Source organism: Burkholderia sp. BC1, assembly GCF_052683555.1.
Map to the genome: position 1 here is coordinate 1 of NZ_JBQYLP010000038.1, position 24,586 is coordinate 24,586.

Here is a 24,586-nt window from a genome sequence, read left to right on the forward strand (position 1 = left end):
ACGAGATGAGCGCTAGTCTCGTGGGCTCGGAGATGTGTATAAGAGACAGATGCTTCCCCAAGCCTTGCGTCGCACACAGCTTCCCGCGACGCACCGAGCCCCATTCGCCCAACGCTCCACCCAGAGTTATCCACAATTTCTGTGGAAAACCTTGTGGAAAGTCGGCCGGATGGCCCGGCCGGGCGGCTCGCGGGCTGGCCTGCCTATAAACAGACCTTTGCCGCCTGCCCGGAATCAATCGATTCGATTCCTCACTCACCGGAAGGAGAACACCATGGCCTATCGTGTTGCAGTCGTCGTCGGCAGCCTGCGTCGCGGTTCGTGGAACCGCGCGCTCGCGCATGCCGTGATCTCGCTCGCTCCGTCGGACCTGTCGTTCGAATTCGTCGAGATCGGCGAACTGCCGCTGTACAGCCAGGATTACGACGCGGATTTTCCGGAGGTCGCCAAACGGTTCAAGCAGTCGATCGAAGCCGCCGATGCGCTGCTGTTCGTCACGCCCGAATACAACCGCTCGATTCCGGGCGTGCTGAAAAATGCGCTCGACTGGGGCTCGCGCCCGTGGGGTTCGAATTCGTGGGCCGGCAAGCCGGGCGCCGTGCTCGGCACGTCGCCGGGCGCGACCGGCACCGCCCTCGCGCAGCAGCATCTGCGCAACGTGCTCTCGTATCTCGACGTGAAGCTGCTCGGGCAGCCCGAGATGTTCATCAAGCACGATCCGACGCGCATCGACGACGAAGGCAAGATCGTCAACGAGGACACGCGCAAGTTCCTGCAGGGCTTCGTCGACCGCTACGCGGACTGGGTCCGCCTGCTGAAGAAGTGAAGTTCGCCTGATCGCCGCGCTGCCCGCCCGGCCGGCGCCGCCTGGTACCGGCTGGCGCCGGCCGTCGTCACGAGCCCGGGTGCCGCTCGTCGCGCCCGTCACGGATCTCGAGCAGGATCGCGTCGAGCAGCGCGATGTCGAACGGCTTCGACAGCACGCGGACGTTGACGCTGCGCGTGCGGTCGAGCTCCTCCGCATAGCCGGTGACGAGGATCACCGGCAGTTTCTCCGGCCGCTTGTCGATTGCTTCGGCGAGATCGATGCCGTTGAGGCGGCCCGGCATGTGAATGTCCGAGATCACGAGGTCGAACGCGTTGTCGTCGGTGGCGCTTTCGATCAGGCGCAGCGCGTCGTCGCCGGTCGCCGCATAGGTGACGCGGTGGCCGAGCAGCGACAGCAGCGCTTCCGTGCCGGCCGCGACTTCGCTGTTGTCCTCGACGAGCAGCACGTGCAGCCCGGTGTGCGGCGCGACGTGCGCGGCGGCCGGCGGCCGCGTCGTGATGTCTTCGGCACGCGCGCGCGGCAAATAGAGCCGCACCGACGTGCCGGCACCGACCGCGCTGTCGATCGTCGCGAGGCCGCCCGAGCGCTCGCAGAACGCGAATACCTGCGGCAGCCCGAGTCCCGTGCCCATCCCGTGCGCCTTCGTCGTAAACAGCGGCTCGAACGCGCGCGACAGCACGTCGGGCGCCATGCCCGAGCCCGTATCGTCGAACGACAGCTGCGCGAAATCGCCCGTCAGCGGAAAACCGTCCTCGCGGCGCAGCGTCACGTTGCGCGCGCCGACCGTGAAGCGGCCGCCGGTCGGCATGGCGTCGCGTGCGTTCACGGCGAGATTGATGACCGCAAGCTCGAGCTCCGCGACGTCGACGCGGATCGGCCACACGCCCGGGTCGATCGCGACGACGAGCGACGATTTCGAGCCGAGCGACGTCTTCAGCAGTTCGCGGCACGAGCCGAGCCATTGCCCGACGTCGATCGTCTCGCTATGCAACGGCTGCTTGCGCGCGACGCCGAGCAACTGGCGCGTCAGTGACTGGCCGTTCTTCAACGCGCGTTCGATCGCGCCGAGCTCCTTGTCGAGATGCTCGGCGTTGCGCCGCCGCATGATCTGCACGTTGCTCGAGATGATCATCAGCAGGTTGTTGAAGTCGTGCGCGACGCTGCCGACGAGGTTGCCGAGCGCCTGCATCTTGCGCGACTGCCGGTACGCCGATTCGATCGAGCGCCGCATCGACGCTTCGGCCTGCCAGCGCTCCCACGCGCGCTCCTCGGCCTTGAGCCGCTTCAGCGACAGCCAGATCACGCACCACAGCGCGACCGACGGCGCGAACATCGACAGGAACAGCACGCTCAGGTGTTCATACCATTCGCGCCAGATCGCGGACGCCCGATACGTGCAGACCACGTAGACGGGATAGCTGCCGACCTGCCGGTAGGCGACGATCTCGCTGTCGCTGCCGCCGTGATGCACGCGCACGACGCCCGCGCGCGGATTGTTGTGCGCGTTGCCGAAGGTCGCCTCGCGATCGGTGTGCACCGCCGAAGGCAGCTGCGGATACGACGCAAGCACCGCGCCGTCGGAGCGTGCGAGCGCCATCGTCATCGGCGTTTTTGCGCCGCCGAGCAAGTCGCGGTAGAACGCGTTGAAATAGGACGACTTCAGCGCGATCGACACCATTCCCGCGAACGACCCGTCGCTGTTGCGCCGCGCGATGCCGGTGTTGAACACCGGGATGTTCTCGAGCTTCAGCGGCCCCATCATCAGCTTCGAGATGTGCTCGATCACGCGGCCGTCGCGGATGCCGATGAAGTCCTCGCGGTTCTCGATCGACGCGTACGGCGCCGGATAGTAAAGCGAGTTCGCGAGCAGCATCCCGCTCGCGCCGAAGATCGAGACGGCCGCGACCTGCGGATAGCCGCCGCCGATCGTATTGAGCGCGTCGTGGATGTCGGCTTCCTGATTGCGCACGGTCGCGTCCTTCATGTCCTGCACGAGATCGACGATCCGCGCGTCGAGCGTCTCGGTCAGGTCGAACACCTTCAGCGCATGCTCTTCGGCCACGCGCACGGTGCGCATCGTCACGTCGCTGGCGGCCGCCTCGCGCGCTTTCAGGTCGTTGTAAGCCATCACGACCACGTAGATGCACGGCAGCACGATCGCCGCGACGAGCAGCACGATCAGCGTGATCCGGCGGACCGCGAAGTCGTGTTCGGGCGCACCGGATGCGTAGTTGCCGTCGTCCTGCCAGTCGTCGGCGGGAGCGGTGACGGGAGTACGGGATTCGGCGGGCCGGTCAGACGTCATTCGGTAGGAAGGTGTTGCAGAGGTGCCTGCCATCATAAACGAGTTGTCTTCGCGATCCGTGCGCAAGACGACAGCCGTCGCGGCCAGGAGATCGCGCAAAGGAAATCGTCAGATTGAAAACGCGACGAATCCGGAAGCGCAAACGTACACAAAGAAAAATTTTGCGTCTTCGTCTCAAAAATGGTCGCGAGTGTTTTCGGAATAGGCGACGGCTGAATCGATTCTGTTCGAAGCGGTAAAAATGGCGAGTTGCGGTGCTTTCGGTTTACTCCGAGAATCGCGCGTTGCTTTCCCTATGACAGATAGATATGCGCCCGCCGGTATCCGCCGCGCGGCGCGTCGCGCGCATGCGCGACGCTGCTGCGTGCCGCATCGGCGGCTGCCGCGTACGCGACGTCCGGCGCTCAAGAAGCGCTCCGGAAAGTCGTTAACGCGAGAGAGACCATTCCGTATTTCGCTTCACTGCCATGTCCTTGCCGATTGTGATTGCCGACGATTCGCTGCTTGCGCGCAAACTGTTGGCGAAAGCCTTGCCGGGAGACTGGGACGTCGATGTCGCGTATGCAGCGAATGGTCGCGAGGCCTTGGCGCTCTATCGTGACGGCAAAGCTTCCGTGATGTTTCTGGACCTGACGATGCCCGACATGAACGGCTATCAGGTGCTCGAAACACTGCGCCACGAGGATATGAACACGTTCGTGATCGTGGTATCCGCTGACATCCAGCCGCAGGCGCAAGCGCGCGTCCGCGAGCTCGGCGCGATCGCGTTCGTCGCCAAACCCGTGACGTCGGAGGCATTGCTGCCCATTCTCAAGGAGTATGGGTTGTATGCCTGACTCGGTGTTCACGGCGGAGCAACGCGACGCGTTGCAGGAGATCGCCAATCTCGCGATGGGCCGCGCCGCGGCGCGGCTTGCGGTGCTGCTCGGACGCTTCATCGAACTGTCGGTGCCGCGCGTGCGCGTCGTGCACGCGGCCGAGGCGGGACGCGCGCTGCGCGAGATGACGGGGATCGACGACAACGTGACCGCCGTGCGCCAGGGGTTCCGGTCCGACATCAAGGGCGAGGCGATCGTGCTCTGTCGCAGCGCGGGCGTCGGGCGGCTGATGTCGCTCGTCGAGCGCACCTTCGGCGGCGGCGCGCACGGCGGGATGGCGACCCAGGACGAACTCGTGTTCGACGTCGCGAATGTGCTGATGGGCGCGTGCGTCGCGTCGATTCTCGACGAGCTTGGCCGCAAGCCGGTGTTCTTTCCGCCGGGCCTGCTCGGCACCAACGTGTCGTTCGAAGACGTGTTCCAGCCGACCGTGCTCGCATGGAGCGTCGCGCTGCTGCTCGAAGTGAATTTCGGTCTCGAGGATCACGCGTTTCGCGCACATTTCGTGATGCTGATGGCCGAGGATTCGATCCGGCTGATGGGCGACGCGCTCGACGCGTTGCTGTCCGCGCTATGACGGCCGAACGCGCATCGCTCAGCGATCTCGTGATCGAGCGCGTCGGCTTCGGGCTTTTCGTGCTCGATCGCCGCATGACCGTGCTGATGTGGAATCGCTTCATGCAGGACCACAGCGGCGTGCCGGCCGCCGACGTGATTGGCCGCAACCTGTTCGACTGCTTTCCCGATCTGCCGCGCGCATGGCTCACGCGCAAGCTCGAGAGCGTGTTCCAGCTCGGCAGCTTCGCGTTCAGCTCGTGGGAGCAGCGGCCCTACCTGTTTCGTTTCGAGCACGATCGGCCGATCACGGGCGGCGTCGACTACATGCAGCAGGACTGCACGTTCATGCCGCTCACACGCGGCCGCGACGTCGAAGCGGTGTGCGTCACGATCTCGGACGTCACGCACGTCAGCGTGATGCAGCGCGAGCGCGAGGAGGCGGTCGCGAAGCTGCGCGAGCATGCGAACCGCGACGGCCTCACCGGCATCGCCAACCGGCGCTACTTCGAGACGCGGCTCGGCGAAGAATTCGCGCGCTGGCAGCGCTACGGCGGCGATCTGTCGATGCTGCTGTTCGACCTCGATCACTTCAAGGCGATCAACGACCGCTTCGGCCATGCGGTCGGCGATGCGGTGCTGCGCGAGACCGCGCGCCGCGTCGCGGCGATCGTGCGCGCGCAGGATACGTTCGGCCGCTTCGGCGGCGAGGAATTCGCGCTGCTGCTGCCGTGCACGAATCTCGAGGAAGCGTTGCAGGTCGCGGACAAGGTGCGCGACGCGATCGGCCGCACGCCGGTGGACGCGGAAGGCGTCAGCGTCGCGGTGACGGCGAGTGTCGGCGCCGCATGCGCGAAGCTCGGACAGCCCGCATGCGACGCGCTCGTCAACGACGCGGACGCGGCGCTCTATCGCGCGAAACGGCTCGGCCGCGACCGCTCGGTCGGCTACGCGTAGGCGGCGCGGTCGATCAGTCGGTCACTCGGTCAGTCAGTGCTTCGCGATGTCGGCCAGCACGCCGGCGAGCACGGCCGGCTGCGACATGAACGGCGAATGGCTGCTGTCGAGCTGATGCACGTGCGTCGGATTGCCGGGCGCGAACGCATCGGCTTCGTCGATGAAGCGCTGCTGCAGCGCCGGCAGCAGTACACGATCCTGCAGGCACTTGATGTAGTGGCGATCGATCGCGCCCCATCGCGCGGCGGTCGTCGGGATCGCGGTCGCGAACGGCGCGGCCGGCACGTCGCAGCTCATCAGGTTCGCCACCGCGTCGAAGTCGGCTTGCGGAACGTCGTCGCAAAGTGCGCGGCGCGTCGCGGCGCGATAGTCGGCGTCGCCGCTGCGCGGGTCGATCCGTAACGCACCGGCAACGCGCGGGCTCGCGAGCATCAGTGGGCCGAGCAATTCCCCGCGGTTCTCCGGCGCGCGCACGTAGTCGAGGCCCGGCACGCCCGCGGCCGGCATGAAGGCGGCCAGATAGACGAGCTTCGCAATCTTGTCGGGTGCGCGTTCGGCGGCGGCGGTGATCGCGAGGCCGCCCATGCTGTGGCCGACGAGGATCACCTTGCCGCGGCCGAGCGCGTATGCGTCGTCGACCGCCTGCATCACCTGCGTCGCGTAATCGTCGAGCGTTGTGTTCGCGACCGGCGAGGGCTCGGCGCCGAACGCGTCCTTGTCGAGCGGCCGCACGTGATACGACGCGGGAAAGCGCGCGTGAAGGCCATGCGCGGGCAGATCGCGCGCGATCGACAGATAGCCGCGCGCGGCCAGCGCGGCGGCGACGTGCGCGAAGCACCACGCGCCATGCCATGCGCCGTGCACGAGCACGAAAACCGGGTGATCGGACTGCGAAGGGGCGGTCACGTTCGTCTCCATGGATCTGCGTTTTTATCAGGACAAAGCGTCATCTTAGACGAACGCGGCGTGCCGCAAGCGGGGCCCCGCACTGCGCGCGCCGACAGTCGCCTGCGCGACGACGATGCTGCCCCGAATGTCTCGCGAAGGCCACAATTCGTGCGAGTCTGATTCAAATTTGCGGAAAAGCGCGTTAGTTTGACGCTTTCCTGCCGTCTTCCGCAGCTTCACCGATGAACGTCGACTATCTCTTCTACCGGAAACCGGACAAGCCCGGCCCCTACTCGCTCGACGACCTCGGCGACGTCGCGCCGCCGATCGGCGCGAGCGACGCGGTGCGCGCCGGAATCGCGCGCGTGTTCGAGGAAATCGACTGGGCCGAATCGCCGGACGTGCCGGGCGCCTGGTTCGGCACCGGCGGCGCGGTGTTCCAGTTCACGGCCGAACCGGACGGCCGCGTGACGAGCTTCATGGGGTCGCGCCTCGAGCGCCGCGCGATGCTGCAACTGACGCGCGAAATGGGGCTGATCGCGCTCGATCTGCAGCGCGACATCGTCTACGGCTGACGCGGCGGCCGCCGCGCGATGCGCCGGCCGCGTGTCGGTGCCGCTGCGTCGCCGCCCTTGCCGGGCGCTCCCGCCGCCGCGCGGCTTTCCGGCTGGCGCGCGCGGCAGCCGCCGCCCGCCATCGATCTTCAAAGATTGCTATACTTTCGCCCAATTCCGGCAACCGGCCGGTAATTTGTGCCTGTCTGCGTCGATCGTTCGACTATCTCGCACGCATTTGCCGCCTGACCATCCCAGCCGGGCATCGCTTCTTCAATCGCCCCGCGCGGGTGTCTCCGTGGAGCTCGTCTTGGCCGTTTCCAATCTCGTCGTGGACGAACAAGAAACCGACGCCGCTGCCGTCACATCGGGCAGTTCTTTCTACCTCGCGATGCGCATCCTGCCGGCCGTGCAGCGCGACGCGATGTTCCAGGTCTACGCGTTCTGCCGCGCGGTGGACGACATCGCCGACAGCGACCTGCCGCGCGCCGAGCGCGTCGCGGGCCTCGAACGCTGGCGCGCCGACATCGACGCGTGCTTCGCCGGCCATCCGCCGCGCCATCTGGTTGCGCTCGAACGCGAAATCCGCGCATTCGATCTGCAGCGCGACGACTTCCACGCGATGATCGACGGGATGGCGATGGACGCCGCCGAGGATATCTGCGCGCCCGACGAGCCGACGCTCGACCTCTATTGCGACCGCGTGGCGAGCGCGGCCGGCCGGCTGTCGGTGAGGATTTTCGGGATGCCGGAAGCCGAAGGCATCAAGCTGTCGCACCACCTCGGCCGCGCGCTGCAATTGACGAACATCCTGCGCGACATCGACGACGACGCGGCGATCAACCGCTGCTATCTGCCGCGCGAACTGCTGCAGCGCGAAGGGATCGCGATTTCCGATCCGGCCACGATCGCGCGCGACCCGGCGTTGCCGCGCGTGTGCGCGACGCTCGTCGAACGCGCGCTCGAACATTTCAGGCAGGCCGATGCGGTGATGGACACCTGCGCACGCGCGCAGGTGAAGGCGCCGCGGATCATGTCGGGCGCGTATCGCTGCATTCTCGAGGCGGCGGTCGCCCGCGGCTTTGCGGCACCGCGTGCGCCGCTGCGCAAGCCGAAGGCGCGGATGCTGATGATCGCCGCGCGCTACGCGCTGTTCTGAGCCGATGCCCAGAACCGTCCACGTGATCGGTGCCGGTCTCGCGGGCCTGTCGGCCGCCGTCGAGCTGCAACGTCGCGGGCGGCGCATCGTGCTGCACGACGCGCATGCGCATGCGGGCGGCCGTTGCCGCTCGTGGTTCGACTCGACGCTCGGTACGACGGTCGACAGCGGCCTGCATCGCGTGTTCGCCGGGCAGGCGGCGACGCAGCGCTATCTGCGCACGATCGGCGCGGCCGATCAGCTGACGGGCCCGTCGTCGTCCGAGTTTCCGGTCGTCGATCTCGCGTCGCAGCAGCGCTGGACGCTGCGCTTCGGCAATCGGCGCTGGCCGTCGTGGCTGTTCGACGCGACCGCGCGCGCACCGGGCACGACGCCGCTCGACTATGCGTCGCTCGCCTCGCTCGCGTTCGCGCGCACCGGACGCTCGCTCGCGCAGACGATGCGCTGCGACGGTGTGCTCTGGGAGCGCTGGCTGCGACCGCATTTTCTTCGCGTGCTGAACGTCGAGCCGCGTCATGCGACCGCCGAGCTGGCGCGCGCGGCGCTGTGCGGGACGCTCGCGGCGGGCGGCCCCGGCTGCCGTCCGCTGGTCGCGCGGCACGGGCTCGGTAGCGCGTTCGTCGAACCGGCGCTGCGGATGCTGCAGCACGGCGGCGCGCAGATCCGGCTGAGCTCGCGGCTCGATGCGCTCGAGTTCGGCGCGCGCGGCAACGCGGTCGACGCGCTCGCGGCCGGCGGGCAGCGAATCGATCTCGCGCCGGGCGACGCGGTCGCGCTGGCCGTGCCGCCGGACGTCGCGCAGCCGCTCGTGCCCGATCTGGCCGCGCCCGACGCGTTCGGCGCGGTCGCGACCGCCTATTTCGCGGCCGAACCGCCGCCCGGCGCGCCGCTGGACACGACCGTCATCAACGGCGTCGCCGATGCCGTGCGCACCGGCGAGGGCCAGCTCGCGGCGACGGTTCACGACGCCGGCCGCTGGCTCGACCTGCCGCGCGAGGCGCTCGCGCGGCGGCTGTGGGAAGACGTGGCGCGCGTGACGGGCGCGAACGCGGCGGTCGTGCCGCCGTGGCAGCTCGTCGTCGAGCCGCGCGCGGGATTTGCGGCGGTGCCGTCGCAGGAAATGAAACGTCCGGCCGTGCGTACGCGCTGGACCAACCTTGTGCTGGCGGGCGACTGGATTGCCACCGGCTTGCCCGCCACGATCGAGGGCGCGATCCGTTCCGGCCAGCAGGCCGCGGACGCGCTCCAGACACAATAAGAGAGGAACCGATGAACGATCTCACCGATATGGCTACCCTGTCGGCCGGCACCGTGCCGGCCGAGCTCGATGCGGCCGTCGCACGCGCGACCGACGCGCTGCTCGCCGCGCAGAACGCGGACGGGCACTGGGTCTACGAACTCGAAGCCGATTCGACGATTCCCGCCGAATACGTGCTGCTCGTCCACTATCTCGGCGAGACGCCGAACCTCGAGCTCGAACAGAAGATCGGCCGCTATCTGCGCCGGATCCAGCAGGCCGACGGCGGCTGGCCGCTGTTTACCGACGGCGCGCCGAACATCAGCGCGAGCGTGAAGGCGTACTTCGCGCTGAAGGTGATCGGCGACGACGAAAACGCCGAGCACATGCAGCGCGCGCGTCGCGCGATCCACGCGATGGGCGGCGCCGAGATGTCGAACGTGTTCACGCGGATTCAGCTCGCGCTGTACGGCGCGATTCCGTGGCGCGCGGTGCCGATGATGCCGGTCGAGATCATGCTGCTGCCGCAGTGGTTCCCGTTCCATCTGTCGAAGGTGTCGTACTGGGCGCGCACGGTGATCGTGCCGCTGCTCGTGCTGAATGCGAAGCGTCCGCTTGCGAAGAATCCGCGCGGCGTCCGCATCGACGAGCTGTTCATCGATCCGCCCGTCAACGCGGGCCTGCTGCCGCGCCAGGGTCACCAGAGCGCCGGCTGGTTCGCGTTCTTCCGTGCGGTCGATCACGTGCTGCGCGCGGTCGACGGGCTGTTTCCGGCTTATACGCGCGAGCGCGCGATTCGTCAGGCCGTCGCGTTCGTCGACGAGCGGCTGAACGGCGAGGACGGCCTCGGCGCCATCTATCCGGCGATGGCCAACGCGGTGATGATGTACGACGTGCTCGGCTACGCGGAAGATCATCCGAATCGCGCGATCGCGCGCAAGTCGATCGAGAAGCTGCTCGTCGTGCACGAAGACGAAGCCTATTGCCAGCCGTGCCTGTCGCCCGTCTGGGATACCTCGCTCGCCGCGCACGCGCTGCTCGAGACGCGCGATCCGCGCGCCGAGCAGGCGGCCGTGCGCGGCCTCGACTGGCTGCGTCCGCTGCAGATCCTCGACGTGCGCGGCGACTGGATCTCGCGCCGTCCGCACGTGCGTCCGGGCGGCTGGGCGTTCCAGTACGCGAACCCGCACTACCCCGACGTCGACGATACGGCCGTCGTCGCGATGGCGATGGATCGCGCGCAAAAGCTGAATCAGTCCGACACGTATCGCGAGTCGATCGCGCGTGCGCGCGAGTGGGTCGTCGGCATGCAGAGCAGCGACGGCGGCTGGGGCGCGTTCGAGCCGGAAAACACGCAGTACTACCTGAACAACATCCCGTTCTCCGATCACGGCGCGCTGCTCGATCCGCCGACGGCCGACGTGTCGGGCCGCTGTCTGTCGATGCTGTCGCAGCTCGGCGAGACCGCGCTGAACAGCGACGCGGCGCGCCGCGCGCTCGACTACATGCTGAAGGAGCAGGAGCCCGACGGCAGCTGGTACGGCCGCTGGGGGATGAACTACGTGTACGGCACGTGGACGGCGCTGTGCGCGCTGAATGCGGCAGGCCTCGGGCCCGACGACGCGCGCGTGAAGCGCGCGGCGCAATGGCTGCTGTCGATCCAGAACAAGGACGGCGGCTGGGGCGAGGACGGCGACAGCTACAAGCTGAACTACCGCGGCTACGAGCCCGCACCGAGCACGGCATCGCAGACGGCCTGGGCGCTGCTTGGCCTGATGGCGGCCGGCGAGGTCAACAACCCGGCGGTCAAGCGCGGAATCGACTACCTGATCGCCGAACAGAAGGAGCACGGCCTGTGGGACGAAGCGCGCTTCACTGCGACGGGCTTCCCGCGCGTGTTCTATCTGCGCTATCACGGCTATCGCAAGTTCTTCCCGCTGTGGGCGCTGGCGCGCTACCGCAACCTGAAGCGCGACAACACGACGCGCGTCACGGTCGGGATCTGACGCGGATGGCATCGCAGCAGAGCGGCGGGCTGCCCGTCATCGCGGTGACGGGCATGGCGTTCGAGGCGCGCATCGCGCGCGGCGACGGCGTCGAGGCCGTGTTCGCCGCGCGGGCCGACCGGCTCGAGCGCGCGCTCACCGAAGCGACTGCGCGCGGCTGTGCGGGCATCGTGAGCTTCGGCACGGCCGGCGGCCTGGCCCCTGACCTGAAGCCGGGCGCGCTCGTCGTCGCCGATGCGGTCGACGGGCCGTTCGGCCGCGTGCAGACCGACGCCGACTGGAGCGCGCGGCTCGTCGTCGCCTTGCATGACACGCCGGTATGGACGCGCGTGTCGCGCGGTGCGATCGCGGCCGTCACGGCGCCCGTCGTCACCGAGCAGGAGAAGGCGTCGCTGCATCGCGCGAAGGGCGCGCTCGCCGTCGACATGGAGTCGCATATCGCCGCTGCGTTCGCGGCGGCGCGCGGCGTGCCGTTCGCGGTGTGCCGCGCGATCGTCGATCCCGCGTGGCGCACGCTGCCGCGCGCGGCGACCGCCGGGCTGCGCGACGACGGCAGCACCGCCATCCTGCCGATTCTGCGCGAGCTGCTGAAGCAGCCGTCGCAGCTCGGCCCGCTGCTGCAGGTCGCGAGCGACGCGCGTGCCGCGCGTACGACGCTGATCCAGGCGCGTCACGCATTCGGGCGCGAAGGCGCGCTGCGGATCGTCTGAGCGGCGGACGCCGCTTCTCTCCTCCCCCTCCATACAAAAGAGCGCTGCATGATGCGGCGCTTCCGACCATGCGCGACCCGTGCATCCGCACGATGGTATAAGCAGCGAACTTCGCGAAATCCCGGAACGATACGCACGGGCGCAGGACGCTATCTGCGGATCACGTTGTCAATGCAATGATCAGGACAACGTTCTATATCTCAAAAACATAATCGCAGATACCGCATGTAAATCGGGTTTCTCGGTTCCGTCAGGGATTTTTTGAGATGGTCTTTGCGGCTAGCATTCGACACATTGCCGACAGCGATGCCGTCGAACGCTTGGCGTGGAACCCGGATTGCGCGTGCCATGAATCCTCATCTGCTTGATGCCTACAATCGCGAACTGCTCTATTTCAAGGAGCTGGTGGAGGAATTCGCGCAGGCGCATCCGAAGATTGCGCGTCGGCTGGGCCTGCATGCAGGCGAGATTGCCGATCCCTTTGTCGAGCGTCTGGTGCAAGCCGCGAGTTTCACGACGGCCCGGCTGCAATTGAAACTGGATGCCGCATTCCCGTTGCTGAGCAGTCGGCTGCTGGAAACCGTCTATCCGAACTACGTCGCCCCAACGCCATCGATTGCGGTAGCGCGTCTCTATCCCGACGAACAGCAAGGCAATTTGCTCGAGGGTTTTCGAGTCCCTCGCGGCACGACGTTCACGAGCCGCGTGCCCGATGGCGAGCGCACGCCCTGCACGTTTCGCAGCGGTCTCGATGTGACGCTGTATCCGTTGGAGATTGTTTCGGCGCGCCTGACCGGCGTGCCGCCGGACATTCCATCGGTAGAGCGCTATGGCGCAGCCGACCGGCCGATTCGCGGCGCGCTGCGTCTCAGGCTCCATACCACCGGCGAAGCGCGCTTCGATGAGCTGCGCGGGCTCGATCGATTGCCCGTCTACCTGACCGGCGACGAGCGCGTCGCATCGCGGCTGTTCGAGCTGATCCACGCTGGCGCGGTGGCGTCCGTGATCGGGATGCCGAATCGTTTCGCCGATTCGAACCGATCATTCGGCGTTGTCCGCGATCGTGCCGTCGAGCATACGGGGCTGGCTGCGGACGAGGGCTTGCTGCCGCTGGTCGGGACGAAGTTTCATGGCCATAACCTGCTGCATGAACATGCGACATGTCCCGCGCGCTTCTGGTTTTTCACGCTGACCGGTCTGAATGCGGGATTGCGATATGTGACCGATCGCGAAGCCGAAATCGTCGTGTTGCTGGATCGATTCGACGGTTCGCTGGTCGAGCACGTCGATGCTTCCCGCTTCGCCCTCTTCTGTACACCGGTCATCAACCTGTTTCGCCGCACGAGCGATCCCGCCGAGATGCCGGGCACGGGCGCCGAAATTCTCGTGCAGCCCGACAGGCAGAACGGCTCGGATTACGAGGTGTTCGCGGTGGAGGCGTTGCATGGCTTCGTCAGCAAAGGAGCGGCATCGCTCGAGTTTCGGCCGCTGTACCGGCCGCTGCTGAGCAATGAAGCCGATCACGGGCGCTATTTCACGATCCGCCGCGAGCACGGAACGGCGAAGACGTCATACCGTCGCTACGGCGCTCGTACGCCATACGTGAGTACCGATGTATTCGTTTCGTTGGTCGATGAAAATGAGCAATCCTATCCACAGGCCATGAAATATCTGTCGGTCGATGCGTGGTTGACGAACGGCGATCTGCCGAGCTTGCTGGAGCCCGAGGGCGCGACCGATCTGACTGTCGAAATCAGTGCGCCCGTCAGGCGAACGGAACTCGTTCGTGCGCCGAGCCCGGCACGCGCGCCGCTTGCTCAGGGAGACGCGGCATGGCGGCTGATCGGTCAGTTGAACCTCGACTACGGCAGGCTGGAGACTCAGGACGGAAGCGCGCTACGCGACATTCTGATTTTGTTCGCCGCTGCCGACGACGTGCGTTTGCGTCGACAGATCGACAGCCTGATCCGTGTCGAGACGCGTCCCGTGACGAAGAAACTGCCCGGCCAGGGCCCGTTGCGGTTCGGTCGAGGCATCGAGTGCGTGCTGACCGTGGACGAGGCCGGCTTTGACGGCGCGAGCCCTTTTCTATTTGGCGTGATCCTCGAGCACTACGTCGCTCGTCACGTTTCGACACATTCTTTTACTCAGTCCGTACTGCGCTCGCCGCAGCGCGGCGAGCTGATGCGCTGGCCGGTTCGAATGGGGACGCGCAGCGCAGCCTGACTCGGGGAGGAAAGCGGTTCATGCAGTCGGTAACGGATAACAACGATCAAGCGTTCGAGGGCCAGCACGCATGGTGAATTTCAAGACGAACCGGACCTTCTCGGTCAGCGGCCCGGCGCTGCCGGACCTCGAAGGCATCGGCGCGATGCTGCACCTGAGCGCGATGCGGGGCACGGAACAGCTCTCCACGCCGTACGCGTACGAACTGTGGCTGATGACGCCCGCCGATCCGCGACTGCCGGCCGAGATGCTGGCCAACCTCGATCTCAAGGCGATGCTCGGCAAGGAACTGACCGTCACGATCCAGCTGGACGGGATGGGCAGCTTTGTCGCGGGGATGGCCGGCCAGGCCGGCGCGGCGAACCGGGGCGCCGGTACGCGAGAAATCAGCGGCATCGTGACGGCGGCCAGCTATGTGGATCAACTGAATCGCCAGTGCCGTTACCGCGTCGTGCTGGAGCCCTGGCTGGCACTGGCGCGCGAGCGGTCCGACTATCGCATCTTCCAAAGGAAGAGCGTGCTCGACATTCTGCGCGAGGTGTTCGGTTCGTATTGGTATTCGTTCGAGATGCGCGTCGGCCGCACCTACAGGCCGCTGCGGTATCAGGTCCAGTACGGCGAATCGGACTTCGCGTTTGCCCAGCGGTTGATGGAGGAGCACGGCATCGCGTGGTTCTTCGAACACTCGCAAGGCGTGCACCGCCTGGTGCTCGTCGACGGTCCGGGCGCCTATCGGAGCGTGGAAAGTGTCGCGTATCAGACGCTCGAGTACTACCCGCCGGGCCGGAAGATCGACCGCGAGCACGTCGATCGCTTCGAGGCGACGGAGCGCCTGCGATCGGGCGTCTGGACCACCGACGATTTCGATTTCGAGAAGCCGGGCGCGACGCTGACCGCGCAGAACAGCTTGCCGCGCGAGACAGCGCACAACCAGCTCGAACGTTACGAATGGCCCGGCGACTATACGGAAACGGAGGACGGCCAGACATTCGCACAAGTGCGCATGGAGGAGATTCACGCGCAGGGCGCACGCGCGCAAGGCGAGGGCAACCTGCGCAACGTGGTGTGCGGCACGACGTTCGTGCTGGCCGGCCATCCGATGGCGAGCGCCAACCGCGAGTATCTGGTAATCGCGTCGGAGCTGGACGTGAAGGAAACCGGCGAGACGACGGGCTTCTCCACCTACGCGATTCGCAGCAGGTTCACCGTACAGCCGTCCGACGTTGTATTTCGTCCGCCGCGCACGATCAGGAAACCGCGTACGCGCGGCCCGCAGACGGCGATCGTGACGGGCCCGGCGGGCGCGGAGATCTGGACGAACAAGAACGGCGAGGTGACGCTCAAGTTCCATTGGGACCGATCCGACGTGAAGGATCAGAACTCGTCCTGCTGGGTGCGCGTGTCCTATCCGTGGGCCGGCAGCAACTTCGGCGGCATTCATGTTCCGCGGGTCGGCACCGAAGTGATCGTCGATTTCGAAAACGGCGATCCCGATCGACCGATCGTGACGGGGCGCGTCTACAACGCGATGACGATGCCGCCGTGGACGCTGCCGGCCCATGCGACGCAAAGCGGGATCCTGACGCGCTCGACCAAGGGCGGCGGATACGGCAACGCCAATGCGATCCGCTTCGAGGACAAGAAAGGAGCGGAGCAGGTCTGGATCCAGGCCGAGCGCAATCTCGATGCGGTGATCGAGGCCGACGAAACGCACACGGTCGGGCATGACCGCACGAAGCGGATCGGCCACGATGAAACGGATCAGATCGGGCGACACTGGACGCTATCGACCGGCGGCTACAAGTTCGAGACCGTGACGCTGGCGTCGGTGAAGAGCGTGGGCATGGGCGCGATGTTTAACGTCGGGATGGCCTACAACGTCAACGTTGGCGGGCTGTACCTGCGCAACGTCGGGCTGCAGATGGCAAGCACGGTGGGCCGCAGTCGCACCGACCGCGTCGTGCAGGACTGGACGGCCGATGTCGGGCACACCTATACGCTGACCGTGCGCGGCAAGGCGGTGGGCGATGCCGTGGCCGCCGATCAGGCGAATCCGATCGAGCCGTCGCCCGACTTCGCGCCGCAGCTGCCCGCTCCGGTATCGAGCTCGAACGCCAACCAGTTGCGCATCGCGGATACGGGCGAGAGCAGCCTGTCGGGCGCGAAACAGACGCAACTGATCGGGCCGGGCGGCACGGTGACGATCGACGAGTCCGGCATTCATCTGAAAGGCACGGCGATTTACCTGCAGGCGCCGACGATCAGCATGACGAACGGCAATGCCGGTGGCCTCGCGCCGGTGACCGAAGCCGACTGCGCGGAATGCGCGAAGAAGAGCGTCAGCGCGAACCCGGTCGATCTGGCGACGGGGCAGAAGGTGCTGTCGCATACGGACTTTACGTTGCCGGGCCGCGTATCGATCGACTGGAGCCGCAGCTACCGCAGCGCGGATCAGCGCCGCGGGAGTCTGGGCGTTGCATGGAAGCTGCCGTATGCGACGGAAGTGCGCACGAGTGCGACAGGCTTGATCTACTTCGACGCCGACGGGCGGCAGTTGCAGTTTCCGGCCTTGAATGCGGGCGAAGCGCATTTCCATCCGATCGAGAAGTTCACGCTAATGCGCGGTGACGACAACGCGTCGGGCGCCACCTATGCGCTGCGTTTCGGCAATGGCGTCGAAGAGCATTACGGCCGTCACCCGGTCGACGAGACGCGCTGGCAGTTGCAACGCATCACGACGCGCGACGGCCAGTGCCTGACGCTCGGCTATACGGCACAGGGCTGGTTGGAAACAGTTCGCAACAATGTGCATACCGTGCGCTGCGCGCTCGACGATGCCGGCCGGATCACGAGCGTGTTGCTCGACCAGGGTGTCGGCAATCAGCCGCTGCACCTGACGAGCTACGTGTACGACGAGCACGGCGATCTAGTCGAGGCCACCGATCGCGAGAACCTGACGTGGCGCTACGGCTACGACAACCATCTGCTGACGACCTACCGCACGCCGGCCGGCGCGACGCACGTATCGGAGTGGAGCGACGGCACGCCGAATGCGTACTGCCTGCGGACCTACGCCTATACCGAAGGCGCCGACGGGCAGCGAGTCGTCACACGCGAGATGCGTTTCGATTACCTGCCGTCGCTGCGCGCGACGCGGGTGACGGACGGCCTGGGGCATACGACCGAATATCACTACAACGGCTTGTGGGCGGTCGAGAAGATCGTGCATCCCGACGGCAGTGTCGAGCAGACGCATTTCGACGAGACGGGGAGCGTGGCCGGCTACACGGATGCACTCGGTCGCACGACGCGGATCGTGAACGATGCGCGCGGCAATCCGACGTCGATCATCGACCCGGCCGGCAACGTCACGCGCATCAGCTACGGCGAGCACAACCTCCCGGAACAGATTACCGACCCGGCAGGGCAGATCTGGCAGCGCGGCTACGACGCGCACGGTCACCTGACGAGCGAAACCGATCCGCTCGGCAACGTGACGCGTTACGCCTACGAAAACGGCTTGCCCGTCGCGCGCACGGATGCACTGGGGAACGTGACGAAGATGCAATGGGACGACGCGGGTCAGCTCGTGGCGCGCACCGATTGCTCCGGACACACGACGACCTATGACTACGATCCGTTCGGCCAGTTGACCGAGACCACCGACGCGCTCGGTCAGGTGAGCCACCACAGCGGCAGCGTGTCTGCTCGCGTGACGGCGGCGCAGCCGGCCGGCATGGGCTGGTGGAAGGTCGAATACGACGAAGCGGGTCGCGCGATCGCGCATACGGATCCGCTCGAGCGCGTGACGCGCGTGGACTGGGACGCATACGGGCAGCGAACGCAGATCGTCGATCCGGCGGGCGGGACGCAACAGTTCCGGTACGACGCGATCGGCCGTTTGACGAAGCTGACCAATGCGAACCGGGAGACGACTACGTTCCGCTATGACAGCCGCAACCGGTTGATCGAACAGACCGGCTTCGACGGCCGTCGGCAGAGCTACCGGTACAACGCGGCGGGCGAACTGGTCGAGCGCATCGATCACGGCCAGGACGGACAGATCACGACGCACGTGACCTACGACGTGCTCGGCCGCCCGGTGGGGCGACGCTCGAGCGATGGGAGCCAAGCGAGCTATCGCTACGACGAGCGCGGGCTGCTGACGCAAGCGCAGGCGATCGTGCCCGGGCGTGCGCCGGTGCACGTCACTTACGAATACGACGCAGCCGGGCGCCGCACGGCGGAGGTGCAGGCGCATCACGGGCGGGTCTGGCGGCTCACGCACGGCGTGGACGCGATCGGGAATCGCGACTGGACGCACGTGCCGGACATCGGTTCGCTGGTCTGGCAGCGCTACGGCTCGGGGCATGTGCACGGCATCCTGCTCGACGAGCATCCGCTGGCGAGTTTCGAGCGCGACGCGCTGCATCGGGAAATCCGGCGTACGCAAGGTCCGGCGTCGCATCACTTCGGGTATGGCGCGAATGGCCTGCTGGCGGTGCATCGCTGGCAGAACCTCGATGAACGGGGGCGCTCGCTGGAGCGTCCGCGGCCGTGGCGGGCGTGGGCATACGACGACGCCGGTCAGCTGACGATGCTGGACGACGCGTGGCGCGATCAGAAGGCGTATCGGTACGACGCGCTATCGCGGCTGACGCACGTGATGGCGGCGAGCGGATCGGAAGCGTTTCACTACGATCCGGCGGGAAACCTGCTGGCTGCTGCGCCGAGCCGGGACAACATCCAGGCGTGGAAAGCGAGCGGCGATCGCTTGCTGCGGTTTGCGCCGCAGACGCGCCCGGATCGTCCGGTGGATTTTACGTACGACGGGCATGGCAATCGCATCGCGCGGACGGTGCCGTTGCCGCCGAAGCCGGCGCTGACGGAAGCGGAGAAGCGCAGCCAGCGCGGGACGGACAACCTGCTGCGCGTAATGGAAGTGCTGACGGGGACGCCGAAGTACGAGGAGCCGTCGGAAGTGCCGGAGGTGACGCGGTATCGGTACGACGGCAGCCACCAGTTGATCGCGATCGAACATGCGGACGGCGCGAGAAGCGAGTACGAATACGACGCGCTCGGTCGGCGGGTGGCGAAGCATCACACGCCGGCGGGCGGCGCGCAGCAGACGACGCTGTTCATGTGGGACGGCGACTGGATGATGCAGGAGGTGCGCACGGGGCGCACGTCGCATGAGGACAGGGCGGTGACGTATGTGCCGCATCCGGATCATGAAGGACCGTTGACGCGGCTGGCGGACGGGCAGGCGTGGCATTACGTGACGGATCATCTTGGGACGCCGCAGGAGCTGTATGACGAACAGCGCGAGGTGGTGTGGGCGGCGGATTTGAGCGCGTATGGACGTACGGCGAGGTGGTTGACGCGTGTTGTTGACAATCCGATACGTTTTCCGGGGCAGTACCGGGATCAGGAGTCAGGGCTGCATTACAACCGGTTCAGGTACTACGATCCGATGGTGGGGCGGTATATCAATCAGGATCCGATTGGACTTGACGGCGATCACAACGGTCACGCTTACGCAAAAGGAAATCCGTTGAGTCTCATTGATCCAACCGGCGAGATTGCATTCGTTCCAATCTTGGTCGGCATTGGAGCGGGGTATGTCTTTGACTATCTTCTGGAAATGTACAAGAAGGAGCATTGCACATGTCGGCATACACCGCTTACTTCAGTTGGCAATGCGGTGGCGGGGGGAGCGATCGGTGGCTCTGGTTCATTCGCGAGCAAGCCGAGGGGCGGTATCGCGGGCGGGGGGGCGGCAGGCTCGAAGACATCACCTTTCAGTCAAATGAACCACGCTGCAGCAAGGCGGGGTTGGTACTCCATCGCGACTCGAAACGGGATCACTAGTGTGCTTCGCAAGTTGCCGTATGTCGGAATGGCCGTAGCCGCCTATGAGATTCACGATGCTGTTTCTTGTGAGTGATGCGCATGGAAAACGATCTGTCACCAGAATTGCGAGAATATTTAAAGCAGTGTGGTTTTTCAAAAAGAGTGATAACGAAATGTACGCTCGATACACGTCTATATCACGATCTCGATGTCTATGGCGATGTGGCAGAGGGGTGTATTACGGTTCTTTGTGAACAATATCATGTCGACATAAGTGGGTTTGAGTTCGATAAATATTTTCCTCCCGAGTTTGTTGGTGAAAATCCATTCATTCGCACATTGCTTTGGGCGGTGCCATTTTTGGGCTGGACGGTAAGGCGACGCGGGAAATATTCTGCATTGACAATGCGTATGATCGACAACGCAATTAGAACCGGGCGCTGGCAAGAGGCGTGAACTGACTTGGTCGTGCTACGCCTCTTCCGACGCGCCGATACTTAGGTGCCGTGGTATATCAATTAGTATCCGGTTGAATTCTTGGGAGGGAAATGACGGCTATGAACGCCACGGCAATGAGGATGTTTTCTGGCCGCGCTGTTGATACCGCGATGTTTCCCGGAGCGGTGGCAGGCTTTGGGGCCGTTAGGCTCAAAATCGAGAGTGGTGATGCATCGGCATGTTCAAAGAAATGCTACTGATGGTCCTTTTCTTAAAATTGTGCCGGATAGGTCGGCATATATTTTGTTAATGATGTGGGTCGGCGGGTGCCCATTAGTAATTGCCACCTTGTGTGTCTTGTTCGTTGGTGGGTGGCAGGCATATAAATTCTTGATTCTGTCAATCTCGATCGAACTTGTTTTGTTTGCTTATATAAGGCGAAATTTTGTTGCTTTGAGAGATGACGTGATTGTGGTGAGGTCATTGTTTTTCACCAAGCGCATTCCGATCTCTGGGCTGGTGGGTGTGAGACTGGAGGGTGGGGTGAGAAAATATACTGACAGATTCGGGCCGACGCTTAGATTGGTGTTTGTTGTTGATGTCGGTGATGTGGTGTTAAATGCGAAATTATACGATTCCAAAGATCTGGATCTAATTATAAGATTTGCGAAAAGTCGGATTTCGCGCGTCGCATGAGGATAGGCGATCGTGAGTAAAGCTGCGACATCAATTATATTGATGCTTATAGGATTGTGTCTGATTCTTGCATACTTTTGGATTGATAGAAGTATATCGTTGGATTATTCGAGACAAAGTGAAGACGCAGCGAACAATGCACTGCGCGGGTTAGAGCATGTATTAGAGCAAGAGTGGCGCGGCTTGCCTGAGGCCGAGGTGCTTCGGCGATTGCAGGCCGCCTTTCCATCAAGCCCGACGGCGCGACCAATTGTCGAGAAAGAGGGGGACGTTATTTGGCTCAACGAGATTCCATTTTATATCGATAAAGGGAGCCTAAAGAGCATAGGTCGCAGATGAGTCAATTGACGGTTAGCTTGCGCAGCATCGGCGTCATACGTCGCAGACGGCTGGGATCGCCCGGGTGTTTGTGTGAAATCAACCCTTCCGGCCTACGTCTGCGTCGGGCATGCGATGGGGACTCAGAAAATTCCACGAGGGGAAATATGGACGCCTCATATTCTGAAATTATCGTTAGGGCTGAGGATGCGCTCAACTCTGGCGATACTCGCAAGACTATGGCGCTGTTGCAGCCGTTGATTGAGAAGGGCGTTCCGGCGGCGTTATTTCTGTATTCCCATTTCTGCATTTCAACTTCTGAGACCGATTTGGAGTTTGACGAGCGTCGAATCGGGATACTTCATTTGCTGAATGACCTCGGGTACGCGCCCGGTATTTATGAATTGGGCGTATGTTATGAAACAGGTGATCTGGTTGAGGTAGATAAAAATATTGCTGCTGCACTATATAAAAAGGCGGCGGAGCTAGGGTACCCGAAGGCGAAATTGAGCCACGGATTGGATTTGTACTACGGATCAGGTGATATTAAAAAGTCCCGTGCGCGCGGTTTGAAATTCATAAGGCTGGCGATGGAAGATAACGTTGAGGGAGCCGAGGTCGAGTGGCATAAGTTAAAGGGAACGTGGACGTGAAGGCCGCCAGGCGGAACAGTCAACTGCATGACGACGGATTTCAATTGACAGGGATTGGCGAGGATGAAGTTATGAGTCAGTTGGCTTTTAAGATTTTTGAAGCATTTGGGTGGAGAAAAAAGCCGGATATTCTTATTGGCTCGAGTGAGTTGACTTGCGATGAAGTGGACGGCGTGCATGCTATTGGTGCATATGAATGGGGTGAGACGACAGGGGATTTATGGGAAAAATATAACGATGCCTTAAGTTGGTTCTCTCCGGAAGCCTTTTGTTATTATATTCCCGGCGTGATGGTGAGTAGCATTAACGACAACGAGCCCAATTTAATTGTTGTAAATAATTTGGTTGGCATGTTGGATAGAACTCCAAACCCGAGCTGGTGGGATGATTTCTTCGTTGAAAGATGGCCGTTGCTGACAACTAAAGAGTGTGGTGTATTGAAGGAGTGGTTGGCTTGGCTCTCGTCATTTGAAAATTCGTCTATAGATAAAAATAGTTTTTATCGTGCGCTCGAAACTGTAGATTTGCTTATTTCGCGAAATACGGCTTCGTAGAATTGGTGGGGTGATTTTGGTTTATGAGATCGAGTATTAAACTCCAGCTTGTGGTGGTTTTTTTTATTGTTGTGGTGGTGGGGCTGCTTTCCGCATACATGCTTGCTGGAAGTCGGTCGTATCCCGAGATGCTAGATAAATGCGTTAATAGATGTAGTGAGCGTGGAATGTTCGGGAGGTTGGTGCGACCTGATAAGCCATATTCTCCGAGGCAGACAATTGATGATTACGAATGCAAATGCTATTGATCCGTTGATGTGGCATCGCTGTTGTTGTCCGTTGTGATCGACGGGGAGTGGTTGAGATTGGCTTTTGGTTTCGCTTTTCTCGGGTCCATGAAGGGTTTTAACGTGGCTGTCCGACTGGCCGGCGTTACGTAGCAGATAACCGGCCAACGCCGCACGAACCGTACAACGAACAGCGTGAAGCGAAGTCTCGATACCAGGCCCGCCCGCGTATAGACGTACCGCTCACGATGGCCTCATGCTTTTGATGACCCGATGTCCGGACATGAAATAGGACAACTACTTTTTTGGAGGAGATGAGACATGCCAGCCCGCGTTGCAACCCTTGGCACATTGACCACCCACGGTGGCGCGGTCACATCAGCGAGCGCAGGCGTCGCGATCAACGGACGTCCCGCGGCATGCGTAGGCGACGCGGTGTCATGTCCGCTACATGGCGCGGGCGTCATCACCAACGGCGGCGGCGGCACGATCAACGGCCGCCAAATTGCCCATCACGGCAGCGGCACGAGTTGCGGCGCGACGCTTGTCGTGTCCGACGACGGCCCGACAGTCTGACCTTGCCGCGATGAGCCGAATGTCGAGCACGACGCAATCCGATAGCGCGCCCAAAATCGTGTCGGCGAGACGCACGTCCGCACCACCGCGACGCCCAAACGGCACGTTCCTCTCCAACAGGAACCCACGACAGCAACCCGGCTCGCGCCGTAATCGTCCATTCGGGCCACTTGCGCCGCCCGAAGACGAACCGACGAGACTGGCAGCGGTACTTGGCCACCGTAACGCCTTGCTGGAAGCGGGCAGGGTGCTGCTTCGGGCGTTGGTCGACATGTCCGCATTGATCGACACCGGCCATGACGCTCGCCTGCGCGACCTGCTGCTGGAAGAAGTCCGCGTATTCGAGCGCCTGTGCGTACGGGCCAACATCCGCGTGGATCACAGGATCGGCGCGCGATATTGCCTATGCACTGCACTGGACGAAGCTGCAATGCGCGAACTTGCGGCGCGCGGCGACGCGTCGGGAAGCGCTGCATGGGCGTCAGACGCGCTGACCCAACGGATCGGCGAGGATAACCAGGGCGGCTTGAAGGTCTACGCGCTTACGCTGCGCCTGCTCGATGACGCCGGCGACCATTGGCCGTTGCTCGAACTGATCTACCGGATTTTCAGCCTGGGGTTTGAAGGCCGGTATCCGCATGGCCGGACGTTCAGCGCGCACGACCGCGTACGAGAACGAATCTACAACGCGATTGCGGCGCATCTGCCCACCGTCCCGAACGCGCTGTCGCCCCACGCCACGACGGTCGAATCGCCGCGACCGAGCGCCTGTTTCGAAATACCGGTGTGGCTGTCGGCGGCCTTGCTGTCAGCGGCGCTCTGCGCGCTGTATGTCTATTGCCGCATCGAGTCGGGCGCGCAAGCCGACGACGTGCAGCGCCAACTTTCCAACATCGCGCGCACCGCGCCATACAGCGCGATCGACCCGCCGCAGGGCGATCCGGCGCCCTAGTGCAAGCCGGATACG

At 63.9% G+C, this 24,586-nt stretch carries 20 protein-coding genes; 18 read left to right on the forward strand and 2 right to left on the reverse strand.

The window, feature by feature from the left end:
• Window positions 1-274: 274 nt before the first annotated feature.
• Entirely contained in the window at window positions 275-826 is a 552-nt protein-coding gene (locus tag ACSHSS_RS18905) for an NADPH-dependent FMN reductase (protein ID WP_006397548.1), read from the forward strand.
• A 67-nt stretch (window positions 827-893) separates the two neighbouring features.
• On the opposite strand, the gene ACSHSS_RS18910 is transcribed toward ACSHSS_RS18905, so the two are convergent.
• Window positions 894-3,134 (reverse strand): hybrid sensor histidine kinase/response regulator, encoded by a 2,241-nt coding sequence (locus ACSHSS_RS18910; RefSeq protein ID WP_006416134.1) that lies wholly within the window; start codon window positions 3,132-3,134, stop codon window positions 894-896.
• A gap of 467 nt (window positions 3,135-3,601) precedes the next feature.
• Between ACSHSS_RS18910 and ACSHSS_RS18915 the strand changes: the two genes are divergently transcribed.
• Genes ACSHSS_RS18915 through ACSHSS_RS18925 form a run of 3 tightly spaced genes read left to right on the forward strand, consistent with a single transcriptional unit; the run spans window position 3,602 to window position 5,524 of the window.
• The gene (locus ACSHSS_RS18915) at window positions 3,602-3,970 is read left to right on the forward strand and encodes a response regulator (protein WP_006397543.1); all 369 of its coding nucleotides are present in this window, start codon (window positions 3,602-3,604) and stop codon (window positions 3,968-3,970) included.
• On the forward strand, window positions 3,963-4,589 hold the full coding sequence (locus tag ACSHSS_RS18920; RefSeq protein ID WP_054316791.1) for a chemotaxis protein CheC: 627 nt from the start codon (window positions 3,963-3,965) through the stop codon (window positions 4,587-4,589). Before ACSHSS_RS18915 ends, ACSHSS_RS18920 begins: the two co-directional genes overlap by 8 nt.
• Window positions 4,586-5,524, forward strand: a complete 939-nt coding sequence (locus tag ACSHSS_RS18925) for a GGDEF domain-containing protein (protein ID WP_012216191.1) — start codon at window positions 4,586-4,588, stop codon at window positions 5,522-5,524. The genes ACSHSS_RS18920 and ACSHSS_RS18925 overlap by 4 nt, the downstream gene beginning before the upstream one ends.
• Window positions 5,525-5,557: 33 nt before the next feature.
• On the opposite strand, the gene ACSHSS_RS18930 is transcribed toward ACSHSS_RS18925, so the two are convergent.
• Window positions 5,558-6,442 (reverse strand): alpha/beta fold hydrolase, encoded by an 885-nt coding sequence (locus ACSHSS_RS18930; RefSeq protein ID WP_035955917.1) that lies wholly within the window; start codon window positions 6,440-6,442, stop codon window positions 5,558-5,560.
• A 212-nt stretch (window positions 6,443-6,654) separates the two neighbouring features.
• On the opposite strand from ACSHSS_RS18930, the gene ACSHSS_RS18935 reads away from it, so the two are divergent.
• The 14 genes from ACSHSS_RS18935 (at window position 6,655) to icmH (ending at window position 24,571) form a co-directional block, all read left to right on the forward strand.
• Window positions 6,655-6,987, forward strand: coding sequence for a hypothetical protein (locus tag ACSHSS_RS18935; RefSeq protein WP_006397539.1), 333 nt, complete (start codon window positions 6,655-6,657; stop codon window positions 6,985-6,987).
• 289 nt (window positions 6,988-7,276) lie between these two features.
• Window positions 7,277-8,125 (forward strand): presqualene diphosphate synthase HpnD, encoded by an 849-nt coding sequence (gene hpnD, locus ACSHSS_RS18940; protein ID WP_105854988.1) that lies wholly within the window; start codon window positions 7,277-7,279, stop codon window positions 8,123-8,125.
• 4 nt (window positions 8,126-8,129) lie between these two features.
• Window positions 8,130-9,383, forward strand: a complete 1,254-nt coding sequence (hpnE, locus tag ACSHSS_RS18945) for a hydroxysqualene dehydroxylase HpnE (protein ID WP_175794736.1) — start codon at window positions 8,130-8,132, stop codon at window positions 9,381-9,383.
• An 11-nt stretch (window positions 9,384-9,394) separates the two neighbouring features.
• Complete coding sequence (gene shc / locus ACSHSS_RS18950) at window positions 9,395-11,368, forward strand: squalene--hopene cyclase (RefSeq protein WP_012216194.1); 1,974 nt, start codon at window positions 9,395-9,397, stop codon at window positions 11,366-11,368.
• Window positions 11,369-11,373: 5 nt separating this feature from the next.
• A complete protein-coding gene (locus ACSHSS_RS18955; protein ID WP_006397534.1) occupies window positions 11,374-12,078 on the forward strand; it encodes a phosphorylase in 705 nt (234 codons plus the stop codon).
• 348 nt (window positions 12,079-12,426) lie between these two features.
• Window positions 12,427-14,304 carry a type VI secretion system baseplate subunit TssF gene (gene tssF, locus ACSHSS_RS18960; protein ID WP_105854990.1) on the forward strand — a complete coding sequence of 626 codons (1,878 nt, stop codon included), beginning with the start codon at window positions 12,427-12,429 and terminating at the stop codon, window positions 14,302-14,304.
• Between the two features lie 70 nt (window positions 14,305-14,374).
• Entirely contained in the window at window positions 14,375-20,251 is a 5,877-nt protein-coding gene (tssI, locus tag ACSHSS_RS18965; RefSeq protein ID WP_233620081.1) for a type VI secretion system tip protein TssI/VgrG, read from the forward strand.
• Window positions 20,252-20,256: 5 nt separating this feature from the next.
• Window positions 20,257-20,613 (forward strand): DUF1493 family protein, encoded by a 357-nt coding sequence (locus ACSHSS_RS18970; RefSeq protein WP_175794735.1) that lies wholly within the window; start codon window positions 20,257-20,259, stop codon window positions 20,611-20,613.
• 210 nt (window positions 20,614-20,823) lie between these two features.
• Window positions 20,824-21,291 carry a hypothetical protein gene (locus tag ACSHSS_RS18975; RefSeq protein ID WP_175794733.1) on the forward strand — a complete coding sequence of 156 codons (468 nt, stop codon included), beginning with the start codon at window positions 20,824-20,826 and terminating at the stop codon, window positions 21,289-21,291.
• Between the two features lie 12 nt (window positions 21,292-21,303).
• A complete protein-coding gene (locus ACSHSS_RS18980; RefSeq protein WP_146124297.1) occupies window positions 21,304-21,630 on the forward strand; it encodes an Imm58 family immunity protein in 327 nt (108 codons plus the stop codon).
• A gap of 146 nt (window positions 21,631-21,776) precedes the next feature.
• Complete coding sequence (locus ACSHSS_RS18985; protein WP_105854993.1) at window positions 21,777-22,262, forward strand: tetratricopeptide repeat protein; 486 nt, start codon at window positions 21,777-21,779, stop codon at window positions 22,260-22,262.
• Window positions 22,259-22,816: a hypothetical protein gene (locus ACSHSS_RS18990; RefSeq protein ID WP_146124299.1), complete on the forward strand. Its 558-nt coding sequence runs from the start codon at window positions 22,259-22,261 to the stop codon at window positions 22,814-22,816. Before ACSHSS_RS18985 ends, ACSHSS_RS18990 begins: the two co-directional genes overlap by 4 nt.
• A gap of 548 nt (window positions 22,817-23,364) precedes the next feature.
• The gene (locus ACSHSS_RS18995) at window positions 23,365-23,619 is read left to right on the forward strand and encodes a PAAR domain-containing protein (RefSeq protein WP_080744005.1); all 255 of its coding nucleotides are present in this window, start codon (window positions 23,365-23,367) and stop codon (window positions 23,617-23,619) included.
• 10 nt (window positions 23,620-23,629) lie between these two features.
• The gene (icmH, locus tag ACSHSS_RS19000; RefSeq protein WP_105854994.1) at window positions 23,630-24,571 is read left to right on the forward strand and encodes a type IVB secretion system protein IcmH/DotU; all 942 of its coding nucleotides are present in this window, start codon (window positions 23,630-23,632) and stop codon (window positions 24,569-24,571) included.
• Window positions 24,572-24,586 lie beyond the last annotated feature (15 nt).